The sequence below is a fragment of the Streptococcus oralis subsp. oralis genome (genome assembly GCF_002096435.1).
In the GTDB taxonomy this organism is placed as follows: domain Bacteria; phylum Bacillota; class Bacilli; order Lactobacillales; family Streptococcaceae; genus Streptococcus; species Streptococcus oralis_AA.
Window position 1 is genome coordinate 29,109 of the sequence record NZ_NCUI01000022.1, and the last position, 24,159, is coordinate 53,267.

The window sequence follows — 24,159 nt, forward strand, 5'->3', positions numbered from 1 at the left end:
TTGATAGTTCATCATAATTACTCGTCCTAAATGAACGGATAGACAGCTTGATAGAATGGCAACTGCCTCTCTCTTAATCATAATCAAATATCAATAGAATGCAAGGAAAAAGTCTTATCCTTGAGAACTATTGAACATAGTGAGAAGTCTGGAACTTTCATCCCAGACTTTTCCTATTTATTTCTTTTTATTGTTAGCAAGGGCTGCTTTTTGTTGACGGATGATTTGGTGGTAAACTTGTTGTACCTTGGCTTCGCTTGGTTTTTGACCATTTGCACTCAAGAGAGCACGAACTGCCTCAGCGTTCAAACGTGGGTTGTCCGCAAATTCTTTTTCGATTTGCTTACGAACCAAGTACATCCCTCCAAGAGCTCCTCCTAGAAAAGCTAACACAATCAAGATAATTGCTAAAAGTAAATCCATTCTTTTTCTCCTGTTTCTTTTTGAGTCTTCTATATTATACCACAAAGTGGCTTTCCTGACTAGTTTAGATTCCCTGTTGATATTCGTTATTTTTCCACCCTGTGTTTTGAAGAAAGCTTCTATTTTACGCGATTTGCTAATGCTATCATCTTATAAAAATAGACAAACACAAAGCTGTGTTTGTCTATCATCCGAAACAGTTATAGCAGATACCGTCTCTTTACTGTCTATCTTTCTTTTCCCAGATTAACAATCTGAAACTAGTGTAAATCAGAACGATTCCACTCAGCTGAATCCATAAGGAAATTCTTGAACCAGTGCTAGGAAGATGACCTGCATTAGAAATCATTGATAACTCCTTCGCGCTCTTCTCTGTTGATATCTGTTTAATATCTTGCACTTGTTTTGGAGTGTTTAAAAGAATTTGAGAACTTTTTGGAGTAGGTGGCTCAGAATTTGTCTGAAGTCGTTGATCCTGTTTAGCAAGATCCATCTCCGTCTGATCTAGAATTTCTCTATAGTAATAATCCGCCTGCTGTTTTTCTTGCATTTTCAGTTTAGTCGCTAAACGGTTGTAGTTCACTTGAGTAGTAGCTTGTGCCGTTTGCAAGTTGCTCAACTGCTCAATTGCCGCAAGTTGCGCTGCTTCCTTTGCTTTCACCTTTTGTTCAGCTGCTTCTAGCACCTCTTCAGCTTTGGAAAGTTGTTCTTCAGCTTGAACCAAATTCGACACTTTACTCTTTGCTTCTATCACTGCTGTTTGAGCTTTGACGAGTTGTTCCTGAGCAGTGTCCCTTTTTTCAATAGCATCAGCAAGCGTACTATTAGCATCTTTAAGCAAAGCTTCTTCTTTGGAAACATCGGCTTGTGCAGCAGTCAAGTTCTTTTGCGCAGTAGACAGGGCATCCCTAGCTTTTGATAAAGCCTTCACTTTATCATCTTTTTCCCTTTCAACGTTATTAGCAATTGTTTGAGCTAACCTCAAGGCCTCTTGATCAGCTTCTAACTGATTTTTAGATTCTTCTAAAGCTTGTTTAGCTTGTTCAAGCCCAAGAGGTGTTTGCGCTGCTTCATCAAAGGCTGTTTGAGCTTGAGTGGCTACTAACTGAGCTTGTTCATAAGCTGTTTTTGCATTTTCCTTATCTGCTTGAGCTTGATTATTTGCAGCCTGAGCTACATCAAAGGCTGTCTGAGCTTGTTCAAGCTTTTCTTGATTTGCTTCCCCAGATTTTCCACCAATTGGCGTCGCATCAAAATTGTTTTTACTAGCATATTTCACCTGATCTTCCGAAACCATCGTGAAATGAGATACTGTAATATCGTTCTCCATTGAAAAATCAACGCCTAGATAATTCTTTTGACTTCCTGTATTCAAACCAGAAATAGATTTAGCATGCACCCACTCATAGCCATTATACATGAATTCAACTAATGAAAAATAAATATCACGTTTCATATCTGCCACACTCATTTGAGAAGTGTTTGCTTTCCAGATATATGCATTTTCGTAATATTGAATCCCTTCTTGTTCTTGTTCAGAACTAGTTGTAACCAGTCCATACTCACGCGCAACTCGGTTAATACCCCATGAGTCATGATGGTAACGATTCATCAAATCCCAAGACCAATTATCATTTTTATATTCACGTGCTACTTTATCCGCAAATTCAAGTGCCGAAGGAGTAACAACTACTTCTCCCGTCCCCATCTGCGAACGAATTTGGTTAATCAATTCTGCTGTAAACTGAGATATTTCCAAACGGACATCATAAGGAATATTATTTGTATCTATCAGCGTTTTACTATCATTTGGGTCTGCTACATAATTGTTAAAAGATTTAGCCTTATCATTTACAGCTGTCAAGGTAGCTTCAATCTGACTAATCTGTGACTGCGGAGTATTTGGATCTGCCAACTGTTTTAAAGCAGCAATATATTCTGGAGTCATATAGAACGTATTCTCAGTATTAGATGTAACTGAAGCACCTGTATACTTAGCTGCACTCAATGTAGCTTTTGCTGATTCAAGGGCTGACTGAGTCTTTTCTGCTTTTGCACTAGCATCATCAAATGCTTGCTTACTTGTTAATACTGCATCATCAGCCTTACTCTTATTAGCAGTCGCTTCAGCTAATTTCTTCTGACGTTCTTCATCTGATTGATTGGCCTTTTCTACACCTTGTTGAGCTTTATCAACCGCGGTTTGACTGGCAGCGACTTTCGTTTTTGCTTGTTCAAGGTTTGTAACCGCATCAGATGTTGACTCTGTCAATGTTGACTGTGCAACATCAACATCTTGTTGAGCTTGGGTTGCTTTTTCAGCTTCCCCTTTTTCCTTCTCTTTTGCAGCGGCTAAGGATTGAGCTTGACGATCCACTTGCGACTGTGCTTCTTCAAGCTCAGTCTTGCTGCTTACCAGATTGGCTTCTGCTTTTTTTTCTTCATCCAACTTGGTCGCTAGGTCTGATTGCGCTTCTTTTAATGCAGTAGGCGCAGATTCTACAGCCTCTTTTGCTACATCAACATTCTGCTGAGCTATCTTCAGTTCATCTTTGGCTGTAGCTGTGGATTGTCTAGCCTCCTCTACATTCCTTTGAGCTTCCGACACTACTCGATTTACACGATCAAAGTCTGCTTTTGCTGCATCTACTTCACCTTGTGTAACGTTAGAAACAGGTGATTGTTTTTCTTCTCTTTGAGAACTCGTGTTCTCTCCTGAAGGCGTTGAGTTTTCACGCACTTGATCCGCTTTAACACCTTTCGTAAAGAAAATCGAAAGAGCAACTGCACTTATTGAAAATGCACTGAGCATTTTTTTAAACATAAAATATTCTCCTTTAATTTTTATCATTAGGAAAAATGACTAAATTATTTTATCATGTTTACCTTTATCAAGAAAGACGTCAAGTATTAAATATAGCGTATTTATTTGAAAATCAAAGAAATTGTCATTAAATTGTCATTTATTTTTTTCTAAAAATCCTCATAAAAACGGGAATCTTTCAAGGCGGACATTTTTATAAATGGTTCTTCTTGACAATCTTTTTACTTTTTTTTACATTTTAAAGACGAGTTTTAAAAAACGGTATATTATTTAATTATTTACTTTTTAAGTTGACAATCATTCCTCTTTATTTGAGTCAGTTAACTCTATCCTGTTATAAACATTTAATATATACTTCTGCAAAATAAAAAACAAACTTCATATAGAAGCTTGTTTTTTTGTGAGCCTTGCGCTAAAATCGTTTATTTACTTTTTAAATATAGTGCTAGGCTATGATACGGTTTCAGAAGAATTTTTTCTGATACTTCTACATCTTCATAGTTTGAAATCAGAATCTGTCCATTTTGGTAGGCTACTGGCAAGTCAATTTCTACTTCTGTGGCATAAAAGTTATTGAGGACCAGTAATGTTTCATCCTCATACTGACGTTCAAAGGCATAGACTTGCTTACTATCTTCAAAGGCCGGTTTGTAGCTTCCTTCTGAAATGATCGGCATTTCCTTACGCAGTCGAATCAAGTCTTGATAGAAGGTGAAAATTGGGCCTTGGATGTCATTTTCTACGTTGATGTGAGGGTAGGATTTTCCTGCCTTCAGCCATGGAGTCCCTTTTGAGAAACCAGCATTTTCTGAAGCATCCCACTGCATGGGAATGCGTGAATTATCTCGTGACTTAGCCTGAATAATCTGGAAGGCTTCTTGTTCACTTTTCCCTTCTTTTAAGAGCATCTGATAAGCATTGATGGACTCGACATCCACATAGTCTGCCATGGAATCATAGTCAGGGTCAACCATGCCAATTTCCTCGCCCATGTAGATATAAGGTGTCCCACGTGACAGGTGAATGCTGGCAGCCAGCATAGTCGCCCCTTCATTGCGGAAATGTTGAATATCGACAAAACGATTCAAGGCTCGTGGTTGGTCGTGATTGTTCCAAAAGAGGGCGCTCCAGCCGTTTTTATCACTCATCTCCTTGCCCCAGCTATGGTAGAGATTTTTCAATTCTTCAAAATCAAAGGGCGCCAAGGTCCACTTTTGTCCATCCTTGTAGTCCACCTTGAGATGATGGAAATTAAAGGTCATGGATAATTCCTGACGGTCAGGTGACGAATAGAGGACACAGTTTCCCATGGTGGTAGAAGACATTTCTCCAACAGTCATAAAACTATCATCTGATCCAAAAGTGGCTTGATTCATCATGCGCAAATAGTCATGAACGATGGGCTTGTCTGTGTAAGCTGGCTTGCCTTCATTTTCTGGGCAATCCACTAAGACCTCATCCTTGCCGATCAAATTGATCACATCAAATCGGAAACCTTTGACTCCCTTGTCACGCCAGAAATTAACTATCTTGAAAAGCTCCTTGCGGACATTGGGATTTCGCCAATTAAGGTCAGCCTGGGTCTCATCAAAGAGGTGAAGATAGTATTTCCCTGTATCCCCGAAAGGTGCCCAGGCAGAGCCGCCAAACTTAGACTGCCAGTCTGTTGGTTGGTCTTGGATGAAGAAAAAGTCTTGGTAGTACTGGTCGCCAGCTAGGGCTTTCTGAAACCATTCGTGTTCTGTCGAGCAATGATTGAGCACCATGTCCAGCATAAAGTCAATCTTGTGCTCTTTACCGACACGGACCATCTCCTCAAAATCAGCCATATCACCAAAAAGAGGATCCACTGCCATATAATCTGAAATATCGTAACCATTATCCCGTTGGGGGCTTGGATAGAATGGATTGAGCCAGACCATATCCACTCCCAGTTTGGCTAGATAGGGGATTTTTTCGATAATCCCACGGAAATCCCCAATACCATTTCCAGTGGTGTCTTTGTATGATTTTGGATAGATTTGATAGACTACTTTTCTTTTATCAAGTGCCATCTGTTTCTCCTTTTCTGATAAAAGGGAGGAACCCGTGTTCCTTCCCTGTTTGTTTTATTTCAATTATACTCAATGAAAATCAAAGAGCAAACTAGGAAGCTAGCCGCAGGTTGCTCAAAGCACCGCTTTGAGGTCGCAGATAAAGCTGACGTGGTTTGAAGAGATTTTCTAAGAGTATTAGATTCGTGTAGCGACCATGAGAGCTTCTCCAGCTTGGATAGTTGTTGGATAAGTTCCAGTGATAGTCGCTGTATAAGCATCTTGGTTGGTGATGATAACAGGAGTTTCTGTTACCAGACCCGCAGCCTTAATGACATCCATATCAAAACGAATCAATTTCTGACCTATTGTGACGTGGTCTCCTTGGGCTACAAGACTTTCAAAACCTTTGCCATCAAGACCTACTGTATCCATACCGACGTGGATGAGCAATTCCACCCCCTCATCAGAGACAATACCAATGGCATGCTTGGTAGGGAAAAGAACCGTCACTGTCCCATTGACTGGAGAAGTCAACTCACCTTGGCTTGGTTCAATGACTAGACCTTGTCCCATGACACCTGATGCAAAAACAGGATCTGTTGCTTGACTCAATTCTTTCACTTGACCAGTAAGTGGGCTGACAATTTCTACTGGGGCAAGGGTTACTGGTTCATGACTGACAAATTCTGCCTCTTCTTGGGCAACGAATTCTGCCTGCAAGGCTGTATCATCCTCTGTCTTTGTAAAGAGACCGACCTTGCGGAAGAAGAAAGTCAAGAGCATTGGTACAACAATAGCAACTAGCATGGTTCCTGCAAACGGCAGCATGTATTGAGGTTGAATAGAGAGGATACCCGGCAAACCACCGATACCGATAGAAGCCGCCGTTACATTAAATGTAACGGACAACATGCCGGCAAGGGCTGAACCGATCATCCCAGCTACAAATGGATAGATGTATTTGACATTGACCCCAAAGAGGGCTGGTTCTGTAACACCGAGATAGGCTGAAATGGTTGTAAAATCATTATAAAAGATCGGCACGTCATTCCCGATAATCACCTGAAATTGACCCGCATTTGTAAAGGTCCCTTTGACGGCTGGAATCGACTCGATGACTTTGACATTGGCCTTCTTTTCGTCTCCGAGAACAAAGCGCATCCGTGTCGCACAGTGGGTAACAGCAGTGACATTCTCCTTGCCTCCGATTGCTTGAAGCAGATCTTTGGCTTCTTGTTCAAATTTTCCCATTTGATTCTCCTTATATTTGTCAAAGCAAGCTTGACTTGATAGCTCTATTGTAAACGATACCAAACTTGTATGCAACTTGTTTGTGATAAAAAGAGGATATTTTTGGATATTTTCTAGCACTTGTATGGTAAAATAGATACAAGTATGTATAGAATAAGACTCAAAACTCATTTAAGGAAGCAATATGAAGAAATACCAACAATTATTTAAGCAAATCCAAAAAACCATTCAAAACGAGACTTACGCTGTCGGAGATTTCCTCCCCAGTGAGCACGACCTCATGAACCAGTATCAGGTGAGCCGTGACACCGTCCGAAAAGCTCTGTCCCTCCTCCAAGAAGAAGGATTGATCAAAAAGATAAGGGGACAAGGTTCCCAAGTCGTCAAAGAAGAAACGGTCAATTTCCCTGTCTCCAACCTAACCAGCTACCAAGAACTGGTCCAGGAACTTGGACTTCGCTCTAAGACTAATGTCGTCAGTCTGGACAAGATCATTATCGATAAAAAATCCTCACTGATAACCGGCTTTCCAGAGTTTCGCATGGTGTGGAAGGTGGTCCGCCAGCGTGTGGTGGATGATTTGGTATCGGTTCTGGATACGGACTATCTGGATATGGAACTGATTCCAAATCTCACTCGCCAAATCGCTGAGCAGTCTATCTACTCGTATATAGAGGACGACCTCAAACTCCTTATTGATTATGCTCAGAAGGAAATCACCATTGACCACACTAGCGATCGAGACAAGATTCTCATGGATATTGGCAAAGACCCTTATGTCGTTTCAATCAAGTCAAAAGTCTATCTCCAAGACGGGCGCCAATTTCAGTTCACCGAAAGTCGCCATAAATTAGAAAAATTTCACTTTGTTGACTTTGCCAAAAGACATCCGAAATAAACACTTACAGTTGGGGATACTCTCAACTGTTTTTTAGTAGTAAATAATCTAGTTGATAGTTGGAAAAGAGGCACTACTTGCTACTTATTCTACTATTTTAAGAAAAAACAACAGCAAATATGTATCTTGCTAAAAAGCTCTTGACAAATGCTAAGCGACCATTAGAATGGGAGGTGAGGAGATAAATAGAAACAAAATAAACGAAACTGCTTCATAAAATGTAAGCGGTTTCGAATACACAAAGGAGGGTTTTATGAGAAAACACTTTTGGGAGAAATCCTGTCGCTATAGCATCCGAAAGCTGACGGTTGGGACTGCTTCTGTTTTACTGGGGGCTGTTTTTCTAGTCAACCATACTGTAGCTGCAGACAGTGTTGAGGTCAAGCAAACTGAACCAACCTCTGTCGAAGCTGTCACTAAGCCTGATAGTGAACCCAAAGCTACTGAAACGACTGAAACTACAAATCCGCCTCTAGCCGAGAGTCCAGTAGTTTCCGAAAGCAAGCCAGCTGAGGAGAATCAGACGACAAATAGTCAAGCTAGTGAAGAAGCCATTGTAGAAGCTAAAGAAAATATGGAACCTGAAAAAGCAGATCAGCCGGTGACAAAGCAAGAAAACTATCAACTCAACTACGATCAGCCAACAGCTCCCTCCTATGATGGATGGGAAAAACAAGCCCTTCCTGTCGGAAACGGAGAAATGGGAGCCAAGGTTTTCGGACTCATTGGGGAAGAGAGAATCCAGTACAACGAAAAGACCCTCTGGTCAGGAGGACCACAACCCGATAGCACCGACTATAACGGAGGAAACTACAAGAATCGCTACAAGGTCTTAGCAGAGATACGTAAAGCCCTCGAAGCTGGCGACCGCCAAAAAGCAAAACAGCTCGCTGAACAAAATCTAGTTGGACCAAACAACGCCCAGTATGGACGTTACCTAGCCTTTGGAGATATCTTCATGGTCTTTAATAACCAGAAGAAAGGACTAGATACTGTAACTGATTATCACCGTAATCTGGATATCACTGAAGCCACTACGACAACTTCCTACACCCAAGATGGGACGACCTTCAAACGCGAAAACTTCTCCAGCTATCCTGATGATGTCACTGTGACCCACTTGACCAAAAAAGGAAACAAGACACTTGACTTTACCCTTTGGAACAGTTTGACAGAAGACTTGCTTGCTAATGGCAACTACTCTTGGGAATATTCCAACTATAAAAATGGTCATGTCACTACAGATGCAAACGGAATCCTTCTAAAGGGAACTGTCAAAGATAACGGCCTCAAATTTGCATCCTATCTAGGAATTAAAACGGACGGAAAGGTGACTGTTCAGGACGAAACTCTGACCGTTACAGGCGCAAGTTATGCAACCCTCTACCTCAGCGCCAAAACAAACTTTGCTCAAAATCCAAAAACCAATTATTGAAAAGACATTGACCTCGAAAAAACGGTTAAAGGGATTGTAGAAGCCGCTAAGGCAAAGGACTACGAGACACTGAAAAAGGCCCATATCAAGGACTATCAAAGTCTCTTTAACCGCGTCAAACTAAATCTAGGCGGAACCAAGACTACTCAAACGACTAAAGAGGCCCTTCAAGGCTATAACCCAGAAAAAGGGCAAAAATTGGAAGAACTCTTCTTCCAATACGGCCGATATCTACTCATCAGTTCGTCTCGTGATCGGACAGATGCCCTTCCTGCCAACCTACAAGGAGTCTGGAATGCTGTAGACAATCCACCTTGGAACGCTGACTATCACCTCAATGTCAATTTGCAAATGAACTATTGGCCAGCCTACATGAGCAACCTTGCTGAAACAGCCAAGCCAATGATCAATTACATTGACGACATGCGCTACTACGGACGTATCGCTGCCAAAGAATACGCTGGAATCGAATCCAAAGACGGGCAAGAAAATGGTTGGCTGGTCCACACTCAAGCAACTCCATTTGGCTGGACTACTCCAGGCTGGAATTACTATTGGGGTTGGTCGCCAGCTGCTAATGCCTGGATGATGCAGAACGTTTATGACTACTACAAATTCACCAAGGATGAGACTTATCTCAAAGAAAAGATCTATCCTATGTTGAAAGAGACTGCCAAGTTCTGGAACTCCTTCTTGCACTACGACAAAGAAAGCGACCGTTGGGTGTCTTCCCCATCCTACTCACCAGAACACGGGACCATCACCATCGGAAATACCTTTGACCAGTCGCTAGTCTGGCAGCTATTCCACGACTACATGGAAGTTGCCAACCATCTGAAAGTCGACCAAGACTTAGTCACAGAGCTTAAGGCTAAATTTGACAAACTCAAACCACTTCATATCAATAAAGAAGGACGTATCAAGGAATGGTACGAGGAGGACAGTCCACAATTCACCAATGAAGGGATTGAAAACAACCACCGTCACGTTTCCCATCTAGTTGGTCTCTTCCCAGGTACGCTCTTTAGCAAGGACCAGGCTGAATACCTAGAAGCTGCGCGTGCTACCTTGAACCACCGTGGAGATGGTGGTACAGGTTGGTCTAAGGCCAATAAAATCAACCTCTGGGCTCGTCTGCTGGACGGTAACCGCGCCCATCGCTTACTCGCTGAACAGCTTAAGTATTCAACCCTAGAAAATCTTTGGGATACCCACGCGCCTTTCCAAATCGACGGAAACTTTGGAGCAACTAGTGGGATGGCAGAAATGCTCCTCCAATCTCATACTGGCTATATTGCGCCATTGCCAGCCCTTCCAGATGCTTGGAAAGACGGTCAGGTTTCTGGCTTGGTTGCCCGTGGTAACTTTGAAGTTAGCATGAAGTGGAAAGATAAAAACCTGCAAAACTTGTCCTTCCTTTCAAATGTCGGTGGAGACCTGGTTGTAGATTATCCAAATATCGAAGCCAGCCAAATCAAGGTCAATGGCAAACCAGTCAAGGCAACGATCCTTAAAGATAATCGTATCCAGCTTGCAACACAAAAAGGTGACGTCATTACCTTTGAACATTTCCCTGGCCGTGTAACCAGTCTGACAGCAGTTCGACAAAATGGAGTCACTGCCGAACTCACCTTTAACCAAGTAGAAGGCGCTACCCACTATGTCATCCAAAGACAAGTAAAAGATGAATCTGGCCAAACCTCTGCAACTAGAGAATTTGTAACCAATCAAACTAACTTTATCGACCGATCACTAAATCCTCAACTCGCCTACACCTATACTGTCAAGGCTATGCTGGGCGAGCTTGCCACACAGGTGTCTGAACAGGCCACTGTCGAAACCTATAGCGAGTTGATGGACGACCGAGATAGTCGTATCCAGTACGGAGCTGCCTTTGGAAACTGGGCAGACGCAGAATTATTTGGAGGAACAGAGAAATTTGCTGACCTTTCAAAAGGAGACTACACAGACGAAGACCTCACTGCCAACATTCCTTTCACTGGCGTTGGTATCGAAATCTATGGACTGAAATCGTCTGAATTAGGTCTTGCCACTGCTAAAATTGATGGCAAAGAGGTAGGCGAACTTGACTTCCATACTGCTGGAGCAACTGAAAAAGGTAGTCTCATCGGTCGCTTCACAGGATTGTCTGACGGACCTCACACATTGACTCTTAATGTTAAACGTGAGCACAAAGGACGTGGTAGTGAGCGCTCGAAAATTTCATTAGACTACTTCAAGATCCTAGCAGGAGCAGGCAATACGATTGAAAAAATGGATGATCGTGATTCGCGTATCCAGTATGGTACCCAGTTTAAGGACTGGTCTGACCCTGAACTCTACGGAGGTACGGAAAAATACGCTGACATCAACAACAGTGACCCAAGTACTGCTTCAGAAGCTCAGGCAACCATTACCTTTACTGGTACAGGCATTCGTATCTATGGTTTGAAGAGCCTTGCCCTTGGACGAGCACGTGTAACACTAGATGGCAAAGAAATGCCAAGTCTAGACTTCTACACTTCAGGTGCAACCGAAAAGAGAGCCTTTATTGGCGAATTTACAAACCTTACTGACGGTCCGCACACCCTGATATTACAAGTTGACCCAGATTCGCCAGAAGGTCGCAAGAAAATCTCTCTAGACTCCTTTGATATCATCAAAGCTCCTGCTGTTGGTATAGATAGCCCGAGCATTGCGCCTCTTAAGGAAAATGACAAAACCATTTCCTTAAGCCTACCAGCTGGAGATTGGGAAGCCATCACAGTGACCTTCCCAGGTGTCAAAGATCCTCTAGTTTTGCGTAAGGTGGATGAAACGCATCTGGTTACCAGTGGGGATCAGACTATCCTATCAATCCAAGACAATCAAGTTCAAATCCCAATCCCTGACGAAACCAATCGCAAAGCTGGAAATGCCATTGAAGCTTATACCATTCAAGGAAATACCACAAGCAGCCCTATCGTGGCCGTCTTTACTAAAAAGGAAGAGAAAAAGGTTGACGAGAGTCAGCCAACTACAAGCAAAGGGGACGAACCAGCTCCTACTATTGAAAAACCTGAATACACCAAGCCTATCGGGACTGCAGGGCAAGAAGAGCCACCTACAGTTGAAAAGCCTGAATACACTGAACCTATCGGAACTGCGGGAGAAGAAGAAGCACCCACTGTAGAAATTCCGGAATACACTAAACCTATCGGAACTAGTGGGGATCAGGCTGCTCCAAGCCTTAGCCTTCCTGACTATCCAGTTCAAGTCTTGAAAGATAAGGAAACTGGAGTGGAAATTATTGGTGGAGTTAGTGACCTAGAAGGAATTTCTCACATCTCTAGCCGACGTGTCCTAGCTCAAGAACTCTTTGGTAAAACCTATGATGCTTACGACCTACAACTTAAAAATCCAACCGATCATAGCTTGCAGCCAAAAGGCTCTGTCTTGGTTCGCTTGCCTATTTCAACTAACGTAGAAAAGGTCTACTATATTACTCCGACCAAGGAGTTGCGAGCCCTTGATTTCGACGTTAGAGAAGGAAAGGCAGAATTCATCACTAATCATTTCAGTACCTATGCTGTCGTCTATCAAGCTACTGGAACAAGCTCTAACACTGAGGAAAAACCAAGTACTTCAGATGCAGAAACCTTAGCACACGAGGCTGAACAACTTTCAGCTAGTCCGAGTCTTGCTAAAGTTGGAAATCATTCTCCTAAAGAAGAACTTCCAGCAACAGGAGAAACATCTAACCCACTCCTCTTCATAGCAGGCCTTAGCCTAGCCCTCACAGCCACTTTTATGTTAAATGGAAGAAAGGATGATTCCAACTAACCTTTAAGCACATAAAAACAGGATGAAGATTCCCTTCATCCTGTTTTATTTTGTCATCAAAACTTAGTTTTACAGTAGGTATAAAAAGGCTAGGGTCAAGAGACTTGCTAGAAGCCCAACTCCCCAAAAGAAGAAATCAACCTTCCACTCGCTCCAAGGATTGCCCTTGCCTGAGAATCCTCCAAGCTCAAAATGATGATGCACAGGTGTCATACGGAAAATACGCTTTCCACCACTAAGTTTGAAGTAGGTAACCTGCATCATAACAGAGCTTGTCTCAAAGACATAGATAATCCCAATCAGCAAGAGGGTCCATTCTTGGTGGAGGGCCATAGAGATTGCTGCCAGCATCCCACCTAAAGCCAAACTTCCCACATCTCCCATGAAGACCTTGGCAGGCTTGTGATTAAAGACGAAGAAGCCTAGCAAACCACCAATCATGGCAAGAATCACAAGAAGAATATCCAGTTGATTTTGCATATAAGCAATCACACCGTAGGCCGATAAGCTAATCACTACGGAAATACTTGCTAAGCCGTCAATCCCATCCGTCAGATTCACCGCATTTGAAAAGCCAACTAGCCAGAAAAGGGCAAAGAAAATATAGAAAATTCCCAGATGAACTTGGTAACCAAAAACCGAAAGCATATCGCCACCACGCTCATAAAAGAGGTAGAAAATCACTCCTCCAAGGAGCTGGAGAGCAAGTTTTTGCTTGGGATTTAAGCCTTCGTTAATCTTACGAAAGACCTTGAGGAAATCATCCAAAAAACCTACCAAACCATACAAAACCAAGATAAACAAAATCATGCCTACATTGTTGGTCAATTGTTGGGTAAAGAGAGCGACAAGGAAGCTCACAACAACTGCAACGATCAGGAAGACAAGACCTCCCATGGTTGGAGTTCCAGCTTTAGCTTGGTGTTGCTTGACATCCTCGTGCATCTGCTGACCTGTAATCTGTGCTTTTCGATAAAATCGGATAAAGGCTGGAATACCTATCAAGGTCAATAGAAACGCTAGAACTCCAGCACTAATGGAACTAATCATCTTAATCTCCTAAAGTTATTTTCATTTTTTTAATGTCTTTGAGGGCTGTATTGGCACGGACACTTTGTTTCTTGACCGTTTTGCCACTACCTTCCCACTCGACTTCTATATTCAGCCATTTGGCAAATGTTTGCACATTTTCATCTGTCCAGCCGTACATATCAGGCATTTCTTCGACCTTGTCAGACAGGATTAAGATCTGCTGATTGGCTTCCAAATTATCTCCTTCAGAAACCGAGAGTTCCTTGATTTTGGTTCCTGTTCCGATAACGATTGGTTGGACCAGGTTTCGGCGCAATTCTTCTGCGAGGTCACCTGGGGTAAAGTCCTTGGTGGCAGGCATAGCATAACTTGTCGTCTTGCTAACCTGATCCAAGCTCTTGGCAGTTGACTGAAGATTGAGGGATTCTTTCATAGCTGAAGCCCGCTCCAAGATTGGGTTGGCAAATTCTCCCAACTGGATACCTGAATAATGTTCAGGCTGTTGAACCGTTACATACAAGATAAAATCAGGATTTTCAGCAGGGTTCATAGCCACAACCGAGAAAATGTTGTTGGTAGAACCAACCAAGTAGCCTCCATTTTTCTCGTCAGCGATTTCAGCTGTACCAGACTTGAGGGCGACATTTTGCCCCGGAACATTGACATTCGGCTTTCCTGTGCTGTGGTTGTACATGGTACCGTAGACAGGATCTGTTCCGACCATGACCATGTGCTCCCGAGTAGAGGACGCTGCTGCTTTGGACACAGGATTTCCGACGATTTCCTTTTGAGACTTACGAACAGACTGGTCATTTGGATCATAGAGGGCGCTGATAAATTTCGGCTCCAACATAACCCCATCATTGGCAATGGCTGTAAAGGCACGAAGCATCTGGGTCTGGGTGACAGAGATCCCTTGTCCAAATGAGCTCATGGCAATATTGACAATGTTATCAGCAGGTAATTGACCTGTGTACTCATCTGCCAGACCAAAACGGGTCGGCACCCCAAACTTAAAGCGGTTAAGGTAGTCCAGCCAAGTTGCATCCCCCATCTTTTGCTCAAGCAAGGTCATCCCGATATTACTTGAGTGGGCAAATCCTTGAGAGAAGGTCATGGTGCCACCACTCGTCAAACCTTCATTGACGTCCCAGTCTCGAATGGTCGCATCTGCTATTTTCAATTCACTACTGTTAAAGTATTCGCCACCAGGGAAGGTATTGTTATCAATGGCTGAGGCCAACATCATCACCTTCATGGTTGACCCTGGCTCATAGTTACTTTGATAGAGGATATCTCGCCAGACAAAGTCTTTCGTAATACCATCCTTGGTATCGGCATTGAAGGTCGGTCGTTGGGTTGTAGCGAGGATTTCCCCTGTTTTAGCGCTGACCAAGGTAGCCGTCATATACTTGCCTTTTACCTTTTCCTGGAAGGCATCCATCTGGGTTTCCATAAAGGATTGCAAAGGACTAGAAAGGGTAGTGTAAACATCCTTTCCGTCTACCATGTGTTGGGAAGCCTGCTCCGTACCCGGAACAATATTCCCCAGACGATCCTTCTCATAGGTGATAATCCCATCTGTACCCGCCAGAATGCTATTTAAGGAACTCTCCAATCCAGATGTCCCAATCAACCTTTTGGTTCCATCCTCATTTTCATGGAGTTGCGCTAAACCGATAAAGGATGAAGCAAACTGTCCATTGGGATAACTGCGGTTAGGGCTAGTTGTAAAGTCAACTCCCTCAACGCCAGCAGTTTTTAGGTCATTTTTAATAGCCATCATATTGGCATAGGTAATCCCATTTCCCTTGGTACCAAAAGATACCTGTTTTAGATCTGGCTGAGAAAGCTGTTCTTTGACATAAGACTCCTCCATATCCAGATACTTATGGAAAATTTCAGCCACCTTATTAAATTGAGAATCCTCTACATAGAGGATTTTACCAGTTGCTGACTTGTAGTTCTTGTCAATAACGGCATAGATATTATAAGAAGTCGCATCCTCTGCAATAGGCGTTCCATTTCGATCATAAATGGTTCCCCGTTTGGCTGGGATGGTCTTGGTTGTTTGGTGAACCTTTTTGGCCTCTTGAACCAAATCCTTACCAAATTTTTTACCCGTTCCGATAATGACCGCAAAGTTGACCAAAAAGACAGCGAAGAGTATGACAGCCAATAAACTCAGGCTTTTCCCTACTCTTCGGCGGTTTTCTTCTGGAGATTTGCGATTACGAACGGCATAACGGATGATTTTTTCTTTCCACTGTTTCATTTCTTACTCCGCTGCTCGGATATTTTCGTTATTCAACTGCAAATCCTTGGAGTTTGCAATCTCTTTCAAACGTTCTGAACGAATCAATTCATTGACCTCTTGCTTGGCATCGTCGAGCTCGGTTTTCTTTTCTTCGATTTGAGCATTAACCTTGGTCAATTCATTCTGAACTTGTAATAGCTTGCTCTGCATAAACACAACGCTAATTGCCAGGATAATCATTGTTGCAGCAATCGAAACATAGAAGGCCTTTTCCACACGTGAAAAACCTTTAAACTTCGTTTGCAATAACTGGCTTGTTTTTTCGATTCTTTCTGCCATGTTTTTCCTCTTACTTGTGAATTTTTCTAGCCACGCGCAACTTGGCTGAATGCGAACGATTGTTGGCTTCTAGCTCTTCAGCACTTGGCAAGATTGGCTTGCGGGATACCAATTCCATCTTGGGCTTAAGGTCATCTGGAATGAAGGGCAAGCCTTTGGGAACTTCCACTGTTGAAGCCTCCTTAAACAACTGCTTGGTCAAGCGGTCTTCCAGCGAATGGAAAGTAATGACTGAGATTCTACCATCCAGAGCCAGCATGTCCATAGCCTGCTGGATAGACTCATCTGCTGCGCCCAGCTCATCATTGACTTCGATTCGGATAGCCTGGAAAATCTGCTTGGCAGGGTGTCCCTTTTTCTTGAGCTCCTTGGCAGGCTTGGCAGACTTGATAATCTCTGCCAACTCTGTCGTCGTCTCGATTGGTTTCACCTCACGCGCTTGCTCAATCTTGCGGGCAATCTGTTTAGAAAACTTATCCTCACCATACTTGAAAAAGATACGGACCAAGTCATGATAGTCATAATGATTGACCACCTCATAGGCCGTCAGACTAGCTTCCTGATTCATGCGCATATCCAGTGGTGCATCTTTTTTATAAGAAAAGCCACGTTCACGCTGATCTAGCTGAGGACTGGACACTCCCAAGTCATAACAAATTCCATCAATTTCCTGGACACCAGCCTCCTGCAAACGTGCCTGCAAATGACGGAAGTTATCCTTGATAAAGGTTATCATCCCCTTTTCGATATAGGGTGCCAACCGTTTTTGCGCATTGTCAATGGCATTCTGGTCCTGGTCAAAGGCATAGAGATGCCCTTTTTCGCTCAATTTACTTAATAAATATTCGCTATGGCCTGCTCCGCCCAAAGTCGCATCAACGTAGATACCGTCAGGTTTTACGTCCAGCATATCAATCGTTTCACGAAGCAAGACCGTTACATGATGAAATTCTTTTGTCATATCTTATCTATTTTACCACAAATCTGACCAGCTTGCACTTGTCAGACAAGGCTAAGTTTCTTCGAAAAAAATTCTCAAAAATATGTCATATATACTTGACATCTCATCCCCGAAAGAATATAATATAGTCAAATATATACGACATATCAAAAAGGAGACCCTATGAATCGTGTCAAAGAATTCCGCAAGGAACTGGGTATTTCCCAGCTCGAGCTCGCCAAAGATATCGGTGTCTCGAGACAGACCATCAACATGATTGAAAATGACAAGTACAATCCAACCCTAGAACTCTGTCTCAACCTCGCCCGCAGCCTCCAAACTGACCTCAATAGCCTCTTTTGGGAAGACGATTTTTAAAAAAGGAGCAAACAAATGAAAAAAGAAACTCTCACTGACAAACTTATCAAACGCACATACGGCATTTCTGGCCCCCTTGACGAACACAAACGGCGCGAGGCTGATCGTATCGGGAATCAGGTCTTTATCGTTCTCTTTTATCTCATGATATTCGGCAACCTCATCCCCTTTGTCCTTGCTTATAAATACCCTCAAATTGTCGCTATCGGTTATCCTCTCGTAGTGTTTGGCATTTCGATGGTAGCTGCCCTCTATGTGGTCTCTCAAGCCAAGAAAACGGGCATCACAGCTATTGATCCCGAAATGTTAAGTAAGAAAGAAAGTAAACAACTGCATTTTCCTGGTCTAAAAGCCGGTCTAATCTATGGCATAGCGATATTTTTTATAATGCCACTCATCGATACCCTAACTAGTGAAAATCCAAATTTCATCAGTTCTCTTCTGAATTCAAAACATATTTTAAAAACTATACTGGGAGCGTTCTTTTTTGGACTGATGATGCAAATTATCGTCTCTCTTCGCATTCAAAAGGCCAAGAAAGACCAAGAAGACGACTAGGAGGTACCTTATGAAATCACTAGCTAGACTACTGATCAGTCATGTTTTTATCAGTATCTTTAGATTATACCTTGAAAAGTTCTTGAAGGGAGGAAAATTCCTGAAATGTTGAATTTTGGAGTTAAACAATAAAATAACTAAAAAATTTTTTAAAATCACTTGATTTTTATCCAGCAATATGCTAGACTATATATATCTAGTATATCGCTAGATATTATCTAGTGATATACTAGTACGATTTGGTATGTTTCTAGCATATCTGAAATAAATATTTATTGGAGGTCAAATTTATGGCTGTTACGTATAGCGTCGCTCTCCCGGTAGTCGGGATTGATATTTGCTCAGCAAAAGAAGTTCTGGATGCGCACTTAGAGAAAGCTAACGAGGTCGGTTCTGTATACTTCAGCACGAGTAACAGAATGGATCCTAAAAAACTTACGAAAGTAAGTAAAATATTGCTTGTGAGTAAAGAATTTACTTATATTGCTGATTTGGTACTTTACCAATATTTTAATAAAAAATCAGCTCCTTTGGATGCTGCCGTTTATGCTCCAAGCTTGTTTGCAGACGATCAAGATTATCACTGGCTGAAACTTAAAAATATCAGGGAAATTAGCTTGGATGAATTGAATACTTTTCAAATGATAAACAAGGAAGCCCAAAAAAAATACGATGGTGTTGGGAACTATGTTGAAAATACAGGACGCTTGCAAGTGTTCTATGCAAAAAAAATAAGCTAATTGTAACCAACAACTAGAAAAGAGCATTTCGTTTATACGAGATGCTCTTTTATCTGTAAAATTTCTAGCTTATTAAACTAGAAACTCAGATTTGATGGCCCGAATCAAGTTTTTCCTAGTATTTCTAACAATCTGTATTATTTTTAGCTTGATTTACTTCTATACTTTCTATCAACTCTTTAAAGAAGTCAATCAAAAATCGCTCATTTAGGAGGTTACTCCCATGAAAAAAGAAGATTTCACCACTCGCTTACTCAAACTATTCTTTCACATACAAGGCCCTTTTGATGAATGCCGTCAAGAGATAATCTACAGGGCTTGTGCCCGTGCCTTGATCCAAATCGTTTACTCCTCCCTCCTACTCTTCTTGTTCTATCTCCTATTTGGACGCTTCATAGAGTTGGTTCGAGAGGCCATGCCCTACCTCTATTTTGGACTTATCTTCGTCCTCTCATCTAGGGCGAGACTAGCAGTTCGCGACTTACATTTGGACAAGGATGACCAGTCCGAACTCCATCACAAAAGCTACAGCAAAAGTCAAATCAAAGTTCGTAGTTGGGGTGTATTCATCAGTATTCCAATTGGCTTGTTTGTCTTATCAGCCTTTCACAAACTCTTTGTTCAGCATCTTCCCCTCAATACCTTTTGGGGCAATCTCTCCCAGTTCGATAAAACGCTCCCTTTACTAGTCTTAGGTTTGGGAATTGGTGCCATCTTTGGAACCATGACCTATGCCTTTTTATCGGAACACGTTAAAAAATAGAGCAAGATTCGCTAATTTCTCATTTTATAGGCAAAGAATCCCACCTAGTTCGTTCTAGGTGGGATTTCCACTTCAATTCATAGAATATTTTCCAAAATATCTACTGACCCTCGTCACCAATTCTCCCACTGGGTTTCAATCTTGACCTCACCATAGTTGCTTGGCGAGTACTTGCTGTCATAGATGGTACACCAGTCTTTCAAGACTTTCTGGTTGACGATTTCGTCGTAATAAGAATCCAAATCCTTGGCAGTGATACCGTACTGCTCTAGATAGGATTTCACTTGGGCCTCGTCTTCGATATAAGTTTCCGATCTATTTTCATAAATCAGAATTTTTTTAACTAATACTTTTTTCTTAAATTCGTAATGAATAACAAAGTTAATTTTTTCTCCTGAGTTAGCATATCTTTCAAACCAAATATTTACACCTTTACTACTACCATCAAAATTAAACCGTAGTTCTAAATTCTTCACATCGCTTCCAAGAGAAGAATCATCGTATGTTATTATTGATTCATACTTATCCGTTTCATTCATATTCGAATCATAAAGCTTTCGATTTTTTGCTGTCACATTTTTTAAGTCTTTGAAGTTATAATGGCCCAAATAATTTTTTGCTGTTTCTTGGTAAATCTCATCAAAAATGTTTTTAGGTTGATGGATAAAAAAGTAGAAACAGGATAATACAATTAGTAAGAATAACGCTACTAGACCGAGGATTTTCTTCATGTTATCACCAATTCTCCCACTGGGTTTCAACCTTGACATCGCCATAGTTGCTTGGCGAGTACTTGCTGTCATAAATGGAACACCAATCTTTCAGGACTTTCTGATTGACGATTTCGTCGTAGTAAGAATCCAAATCCTTGGCAGTGATACCATACTGCTCTAGGTAGGATTTTACCTGAGCTTCGTCTTCGATGTAATTTTTCGTATCTGCCTTCTTCAAAACTATTTTTACAAATTTTTTTAAATTACCTTCTTTATGAGAATATACAGTCCACATTTTTATACTAAAGTTGGACTCTATTCGTTTTTCAAATGAAATCAAGCTTAATTGAGCTTCGGATTTAAAATTAAAATCTATAGCAATTTTCTCATAGCTATCTGGTAAAGCATTTCCCTCATAGACAACGCTTGGATAAAATTTAGAATCATCACTATACTCTTGATATTTATGTGTCTCAACATCTTTCAACTTGTTAAAGACATTATTTCCTAGATAGGTTTTCTCCGTTTCTTGGTAAATTTCATCAAAAATATTTTTAGGTTGTTTAGGAAAAAAGTAAAAACAAACTGATACAAGTAATACAATTATTGTTAAAACACCTAGTATTTTCTTCATAGACTTCCTCCTAGTCCGCCACGGCTTCCAAGCGATTTAAAAACTTGGACACTCCTGGATATTTTCTTTCAATATATGCTTTAAGAGCATCCTCTCCATCTAGCTTAATATCCGTTGGTCGCAAACTATCATAAATAGTATCTCTGACTGTATCCCAATCCTTATTTTTTAGGAATTCTCTTTCTCTCTGAGAGGAGTCTTTTTGAAGATCAGCATAGTAAGAAGAGATTGCTTGGTCATAGGATTGCCCATTTTGCATACGGCCGATAAGGTTGACCGAGTCCAAATCCGCCTTGTAGTCATCCTCTCCGATACTTGGCTTCATATCGTTTGCATTAAAGGTCGTATCTCCCTCCCAGCCAGAAAGGTCCTTGACACGCTCTCTACCGCCATAGAGATCGGATAACTGAGCTTGGTCAGGATTAAGATGAGTCGCCATAGTAATGGACTGGTGGGCGAAGTCTGCATGACCTGCTCCATTGTTAGAATAGGCCTTTAACTTGCTGTCCCAAAATTCGTCAAATTTATTATTTTTGCCATAAACTTTTTCATACTTATCTTTCGCTTCATTATACTCTGACAAGTCTCTTGACTTCATTGTCTCCGAATCACTCCCTCCACCAGCTAGTGTATGCTGCAGTCTAAGATTATAATACAGTTCTTTGGCCTTTTCTTCTTTCAATCCCAATTCTTCAAAAATTTTATAAAGCGGTTTTTCTACTCTCATTTTTTCCACTGTAGATGGACTGCTAACAACCTCATCAAAAAAATAATTTTTTAAATAGCCCGCTGTTTCCTTCCACTTAAAGTCATTATAGTAGGCGGCACCGACGACTCGCAAAAAGATATAGTCACGGAACTCTTGACTTGAGGTTGGGAACTTCTTGTCTATCCCTTGCTTGATGGTCAAGAGTTGTTGGGCTGTCTCGGCATCAAAGCCGTATTCTGCCATCATGGTTTGGACAAAGGCCTTCTCTTGACGACTGAGCTTCAGGTCCTTTGTATCAGCATAGGCAGTCAGGTAGTTGGCCCAAGTCAGATCAGATGGGACTTTAAAGACTCCTTGCTTTGCATCCCAGCTCGTTTCGATCTGGGCAAGTCCGCGACTCAACTGCACGTCAATACTGTCTAGATCATCGAAAAGTCCTCCTGAATAGCTATCATAGGCACGCAAGTCTTTCAAAATCGTTTCATAGACACGTTTATTCGCGTGGTGTCCTCTCATGAGCTCCACATTACTACGTCTCAATCTCCCTTTTTCTTCACTATCCATGGTCAAGGAAGAAAGGGATTGGTTGACTTCATCTAGATAGGCAATCATTTGCTCTTCCTGGCGGATCTTATCAAGTAGATCATCCTCACGCCAACTCTTGCTGTCGACCATCGTTTGGTAGTCTGCTGGTAGTTTCTTGATGGCTTGAGAGAAGGTTTCTGCATAGAGTTGTCCCCCTTTGCTCAAGGGCAATAAGACACTTGCAAAAAAACTTCTAGCCGAATCATAAGCGTCACCCTTTAGGCTCTCCTTATCCTCTGAAAACTTTTGGATGGCTGATTGCAAGTCTTGATAAGCCTCCACCTGAGATTGGCACATGGTCGCTACACTCGAACTTTGTAGTTGTGATTGTTCCAAATACATATCAATGCCCATGTCGTTTCTCCTCCCCTCTTTCTAGTTCCTTGCGTCTTTCATAGTAAACCGCATCCAAGTCTCCCTCTAACCGGAATTTTTCTTTTTTCAAATCATCCATGTGATAGCTGAGGTCCTCAAAGATTTGGTTTTTAAGTTGGTTTCTTTGCAGGAGCGTTTCTTCCAACTGCCCTGCATATCGGCTCTGATAGGCCGCCTCCCACAAATCACTTTGATAACGGTGGCTAGCTCTATCATATCCTTCAAAGGTTTCTATCAGTGCTTTGGTGCGGTAGTTCTCTTTTCCATTGTCTTCTAGCTGGTACAAGAGGTCTCGCTCTCTTTTCTTCAACTCATCCAACTTACTCATGTATGACTCCCAAAACCATTGGCAGCAGCCTTATCTAGCGCTTCAAAATCGCTCGCTACAGAGTGAAGTCGTTCGGAAGTTAGGGTGACAGCGGCTGTAATCTGACTAGCTAGATTTTGATCCTTTGTCAGACATTGATGGGCCTTGTTATTCCCTTGAAGGGTCGTTAAGTCATCTTGACTAGCCGCAGCGATCGCTGTTAACGATTGACAAGCATTTTTAAGCTGAGTCGCATATGTTTGCGCAAGATTTATATCACTTTTTACTGTTGACATGGCTGTTTTATCCTTTTCTCAATCCCTTGTGATAGGTTTACTTCATTTAGCTACATAGGCCTATTATACCATGTTTCATAAAAGGAGCATCATTTTGTCCTGATTTATGTACAATTGTGTATTTTTCAACAACTTCTCTCATCCAACTCGACGAAAAAAAGAAAAACTGTTACAATGTAGAAAAAGAAAAGAGGCCCTCATGACCAGTGTATATGATTTTTCCGTTTTAAACCAAAACAACCAATCAACTCCCCTGGAGAGCTATCGTGGCAAGGTTCTCTTGATTGTCAACACTGCTACTGGATGTGGTTTAACGCCCCAGTACCAGGGACTTCAAGAACTCTATGAACGCTATCAAGATCAGGGCTTTGAAATCCTAGATTTCCCTTGCAATCAGTTCATGGGACAAGCACCCGGCAGCGCAGAGGAAATCAATAGCTTCTGCAGTCTACACTATCAGACAACTTTCCCTCGCTTTGCCAAGGTCAAGGTCAACGGCAAGGAAGCAGATCCTCTTTATGTTTGGCTAAAAGACCAGAAAGCTGGTCCACTAGGAAAACGAATCGAATGGAATTTTGCTAAGTTTCTCATTGGCCGAGATGGGCAAGTCCTTGAGCGCTTCTCTTCCAAAACAGACCCCCAAACCATCCAAGAGTTTATTCAAAAATTACTCTGATTTCTTTTTAAAACGCATCCTTTCATTTAGTTTGAGTCCTGAAAGGATGCGTTTTTTCTTTAAAAAGTAACTGATTTTCTTTAATTTATATTTATTTTTTTGCTTTTTGCTATTGCAATTCTTTCATTAATTTAGTATATTTGTTATATTAAAAACTTTTAGTCATTT

At 41.7% G+C, this 24,159-nt stretch carries 19 protein-coding genes and 1 pseudogene; 7 read left to right on the top strand and 13 right to left on the bottom strand.

Going from position 1 to position 24,159, the window contains the following annotated elements:
- Positions 1–177: 177 nt before the first annotated feature.
- The 4 genes from B7723_RS01430 to B7723_RS01445 form a co-directional block, all read right to left on the bottom strand.
- Positions 178–423 carry a YneF family protein gene (locus B7723_RS01430; protein ID WP_000364980.1) on the bottom strand — a complete coding sequence of 82 codons (246 nt, stop codon included), beginning with the start codon at positions 421–423 and terminating at the stop codon, positions 178–180.
- Between the two features lie 220 nt (positions 424–643).
- Positions 644–3,247 carry an SEC10/PgrA surface exclusion domain-containing protein gene (locus B7723_RS01435; protein ID WP_084848938.1) on the bottom strand — a complete coding sequence of 868 codons (2,604 nt, stop codon included), beginning with the start codon at positions 3,245–3,247 and terminating at the stop codon, positions 644–646.
- 422 nt (positions 3,248–3,669) lie between these two features.
- The gene (gene treC, locus B7723_RS01440; protein WP_084848939.1) at positions 3,670–5,301 is read right to left on the bottom strand and encodes an alpha,alpha-phosphotrehalase; all 1,632 of its coding nucleotides are present in this window, start codon (positions 5,299–5,301) and stop codon (positions 3,670–3,672) included.
- Positions 5,302–5,478: 177 nt separating this feature from the next.
- Positions 5,479–6,534 carry a glucose PTS transporter subunit IIA gene (locus B7723_RS01445; protein WP_162279185.1) on the bottom strand — a complete coding sequence of 352 codons (1,056 nt, stop codon included), beginning with the start codon at positions 6,532–6,534 and terminating at the stop codon, positions 5,479–5,481.
- A gap of 184 nt (positions 6,535–6,718) precedes the next feature.
- On the opposite strand from B7723_RS01445, the gene treR reads away from it, so the two are divergent.
- Together treR and B7723_RS01455 are read left to right on the top strand one after the other, a co-directional pair.
- Positions 6,719–7,432: a trehalose operon repressor gene (gene treR / locus B7723_RS01450; protein WP_084848940.1), complete on the top strand. Its 714-nt coding sequence runs from the start codon at positions 6,719–6,721 to the stop codon at positions 7,430–7,432.
- A 253-nt stretch (positions 7,433–7,685) separates the two neighbouring features.
- Positions 7,686–12,689 (top strand): annotated as a pseudogene (locus B7723_RS01455) (SIALI-17 repeat-containing surface protein).
- Positions 12,690–12,758: 69 nt separating this feature from the next.
- On the opposite strand, the gene mraY reads toward B7723_RS01455, so the two are convergent.
- From mraY to rsmH, 4 genes are read right to left on the bottom strand one after another with little or no spacing between them, the layout of a single operon-like run.
- Complete coding sequence (gene mraY / locus B7723_RS01460; RefSeq protein WP_000625795.1) at positions 12,759–13,739, bottom strand: phospho-N-acetylmuramoyl-pentapeptide-transferase; 981 nt, start codon at positions 13,737–13,739, stop codon at positions 12,759–12,761.
- 1 nt (position 13,740) lies between these two features.
- Positions 13,741–15,996, bottom strand: a complete 2,256-nt coding sequence (gene pbp2x / locus B7723_RS01465; RefSeq protein ID WP_084848941.1) for a penicillin-binding protein PBP2X — start codon at positions 15,994–15,996, stop codon at positions 13,741–13,743.
- A gap of 3 nt (positions 15,997–15,999) precedes the next feature.
- Positions 16,000–16,317: a cell division protein FtsL gene (gene ftsL / locus B7723_RS01470; RefSeq protein WP_084848942.1), complete on the bottom strand. Its 318-nt coding sequence runs from the start codon at positions 16,315–16,317 to the stop codon at positions 16,000–16,002.
- Positions 16,318–16,327: 10 nt separating this feature from the next.
- On the bottom strand, positions 16,328–17,278 hold the full coding sequence (gene rsmH, locus B7723_RS01475) for a 16S rRNA (cytosine(1402)-N(4))-methyltransferase RsmH (RefSeq protein ID WP_084848943.1): 951 nt from the start codon (positions 17,276–17,278) through the stop codon (positions 16,328–16,330).
- A 162-nt stretch (positions 17,279–17,440) separates the two neighbouring features.
- Here rsmH and B7723_RS01480 point away from each other — a divergent pair, with 162 nt between their 5' ends.
- The 4 genes from B7723_RS01480 to B7723_RS01500 all read left to right on the top strand — a co-directional run bounded on the left by B7723_RS01480 (position 17,441) and on the right by B7723_RS01500 (position 19,696).
- Positions 17,441–17,635 (top strand): helix-turn-helix transcriptional regulator, encoded by a 195-nt coding sequence (locus B7723_RS01480; RefSeq protein WP_001082470.1) that lies wholly within the window; start codon positions 17,441–17,443, stop codon positions 17,633–17,635.
- 15 nt (positions 17,636–17,650) lie between these two features.
- On the top strand, positions 17,651–18,193 hold the full coding sequence (locus tag B7723_RS01485; RefSeq protein WP_084848944.1) for a DUF3278 domain-containing protein: 543 nt from the start codon (positions 17,651–17,653) through the stop codon (positions 18,191–18,193).
- A 290-nt stretch (positions 18,194–18,483) separates the two neighbouring features.
- On the top strand, positions 18,484–18,933 hold the full coding sequence (locus B7723_RS01490; RefSeq protein WP_061587543.1) for a hypothetical protein: 450 nt from the start codon (positions 18,484–18,486) through the stop codon (positions 18,931–18,933).
- A 223-nt stretch (positions 18,934–19,156) separates the two neighbouring features.
- Positions 19,157–19,696: a DUF3278 domain-containing protein gene (locus B7723_RS01500; RefSeq protein ID WP_084848945.1), complete on the top strand. Its 540-nt coding sequence runs from the start codon at positions 19,157–19,159 to the stop codon at positions 19,694–19,696.
- A gap of 113 nt (positions 19,697–19,809) precedes the next feature.
- Here B7723_RS01500 and B7723_RS01505 read toward each other — a convergent pair whose 3' ends face one another.
- The 5 genes from B7723_RS01505 to B7723_RS01525 are packed head-to-tail and all read right to left on the bottom strand — an operon-like array spanning position 19,810 to position 23,315.
- Positions 19,810–20,427, bottom strand: coding sequence for a TipC family immunity protein (locus B7723_RS01505; RefSeq protein ID WP_084848946.1), 618 nt, complete (start codon positions 20,425–20,427; stop codon positions 19,810–19,812).
- A 4-nt stretch (positions 20,428–20,431) separates the two neighbouring features.
- Complete coding sequence (locus B7723_RS01510; RefSeq protein ID WP_084848947.1) at positions 20,432–21,043, bottom strand: TipC family immunity protein; 612 nt, start codon at positions 21,041–21,043, stop codon at positions 20,432–20,434.
- A 10-nt stretch (positions 21,044–21,053) separates the two neighbouring features.
- Positions 21,054–22,691 carry a T7SS effector LXG polymorphic toxin gene (locus tag B7723_RS01515; protein WP_084848948.1) on the bottom strand — a complete coding sequence of 546 codons (1,638 nt, stop codon included), beginning with the start codon at positions 22,689–22,691 and terminating at the stop codon, positions 21,054–21,056.
- Positions 22,681–23,040: a DUF3958 family protein gene (locus B7723_RS01520; protein ID WP_000039826.1), complete on the bottom strand. Its 360-nt coding sequence runs from the start codon at positions 23,038–23,040 to the stop codon at positions 22,681–22,683. Before B7723_RS01520 ends, B7723_RS01515 begins: the two co-directional genes overlap by 11 nt.
- Positions 23,037–23,315 carry a TIGR04197 family type VII secretion effector gene (locus B7723_RS01525; RefSeq protein WP_049505164.1) on the bottom strand — a complete coding sequence of 93 codons (279 nt, stop codon included), beginning with the start codon at positions 23,313–23,315 and terminating at the stop codon, positions 23,037–23,039. The genes B7723_RS01520 and B7723_RS01525 overlap by 4 nt, the downstream gene beginning before the upstream one ends.
- A 199-nt stretch (positions 23,316–23,514) precedes the next feature.
- Here B7723_RS01525 and B7723_RS01530 point away from each other — a divergent pair, with 199 nt between their 5' ends.
- Entirely contained in the window at positions 23,515–23,991 is a 477-nt protein-coding gene (locus B7723_RS01530; RefSeq protein ID WP_084848949.1) for a glutathione peroxidase, read from the top strand.
- The last annotated feature ends 168 nt before the right edge of the window (positions 23,992–24,159 follow it).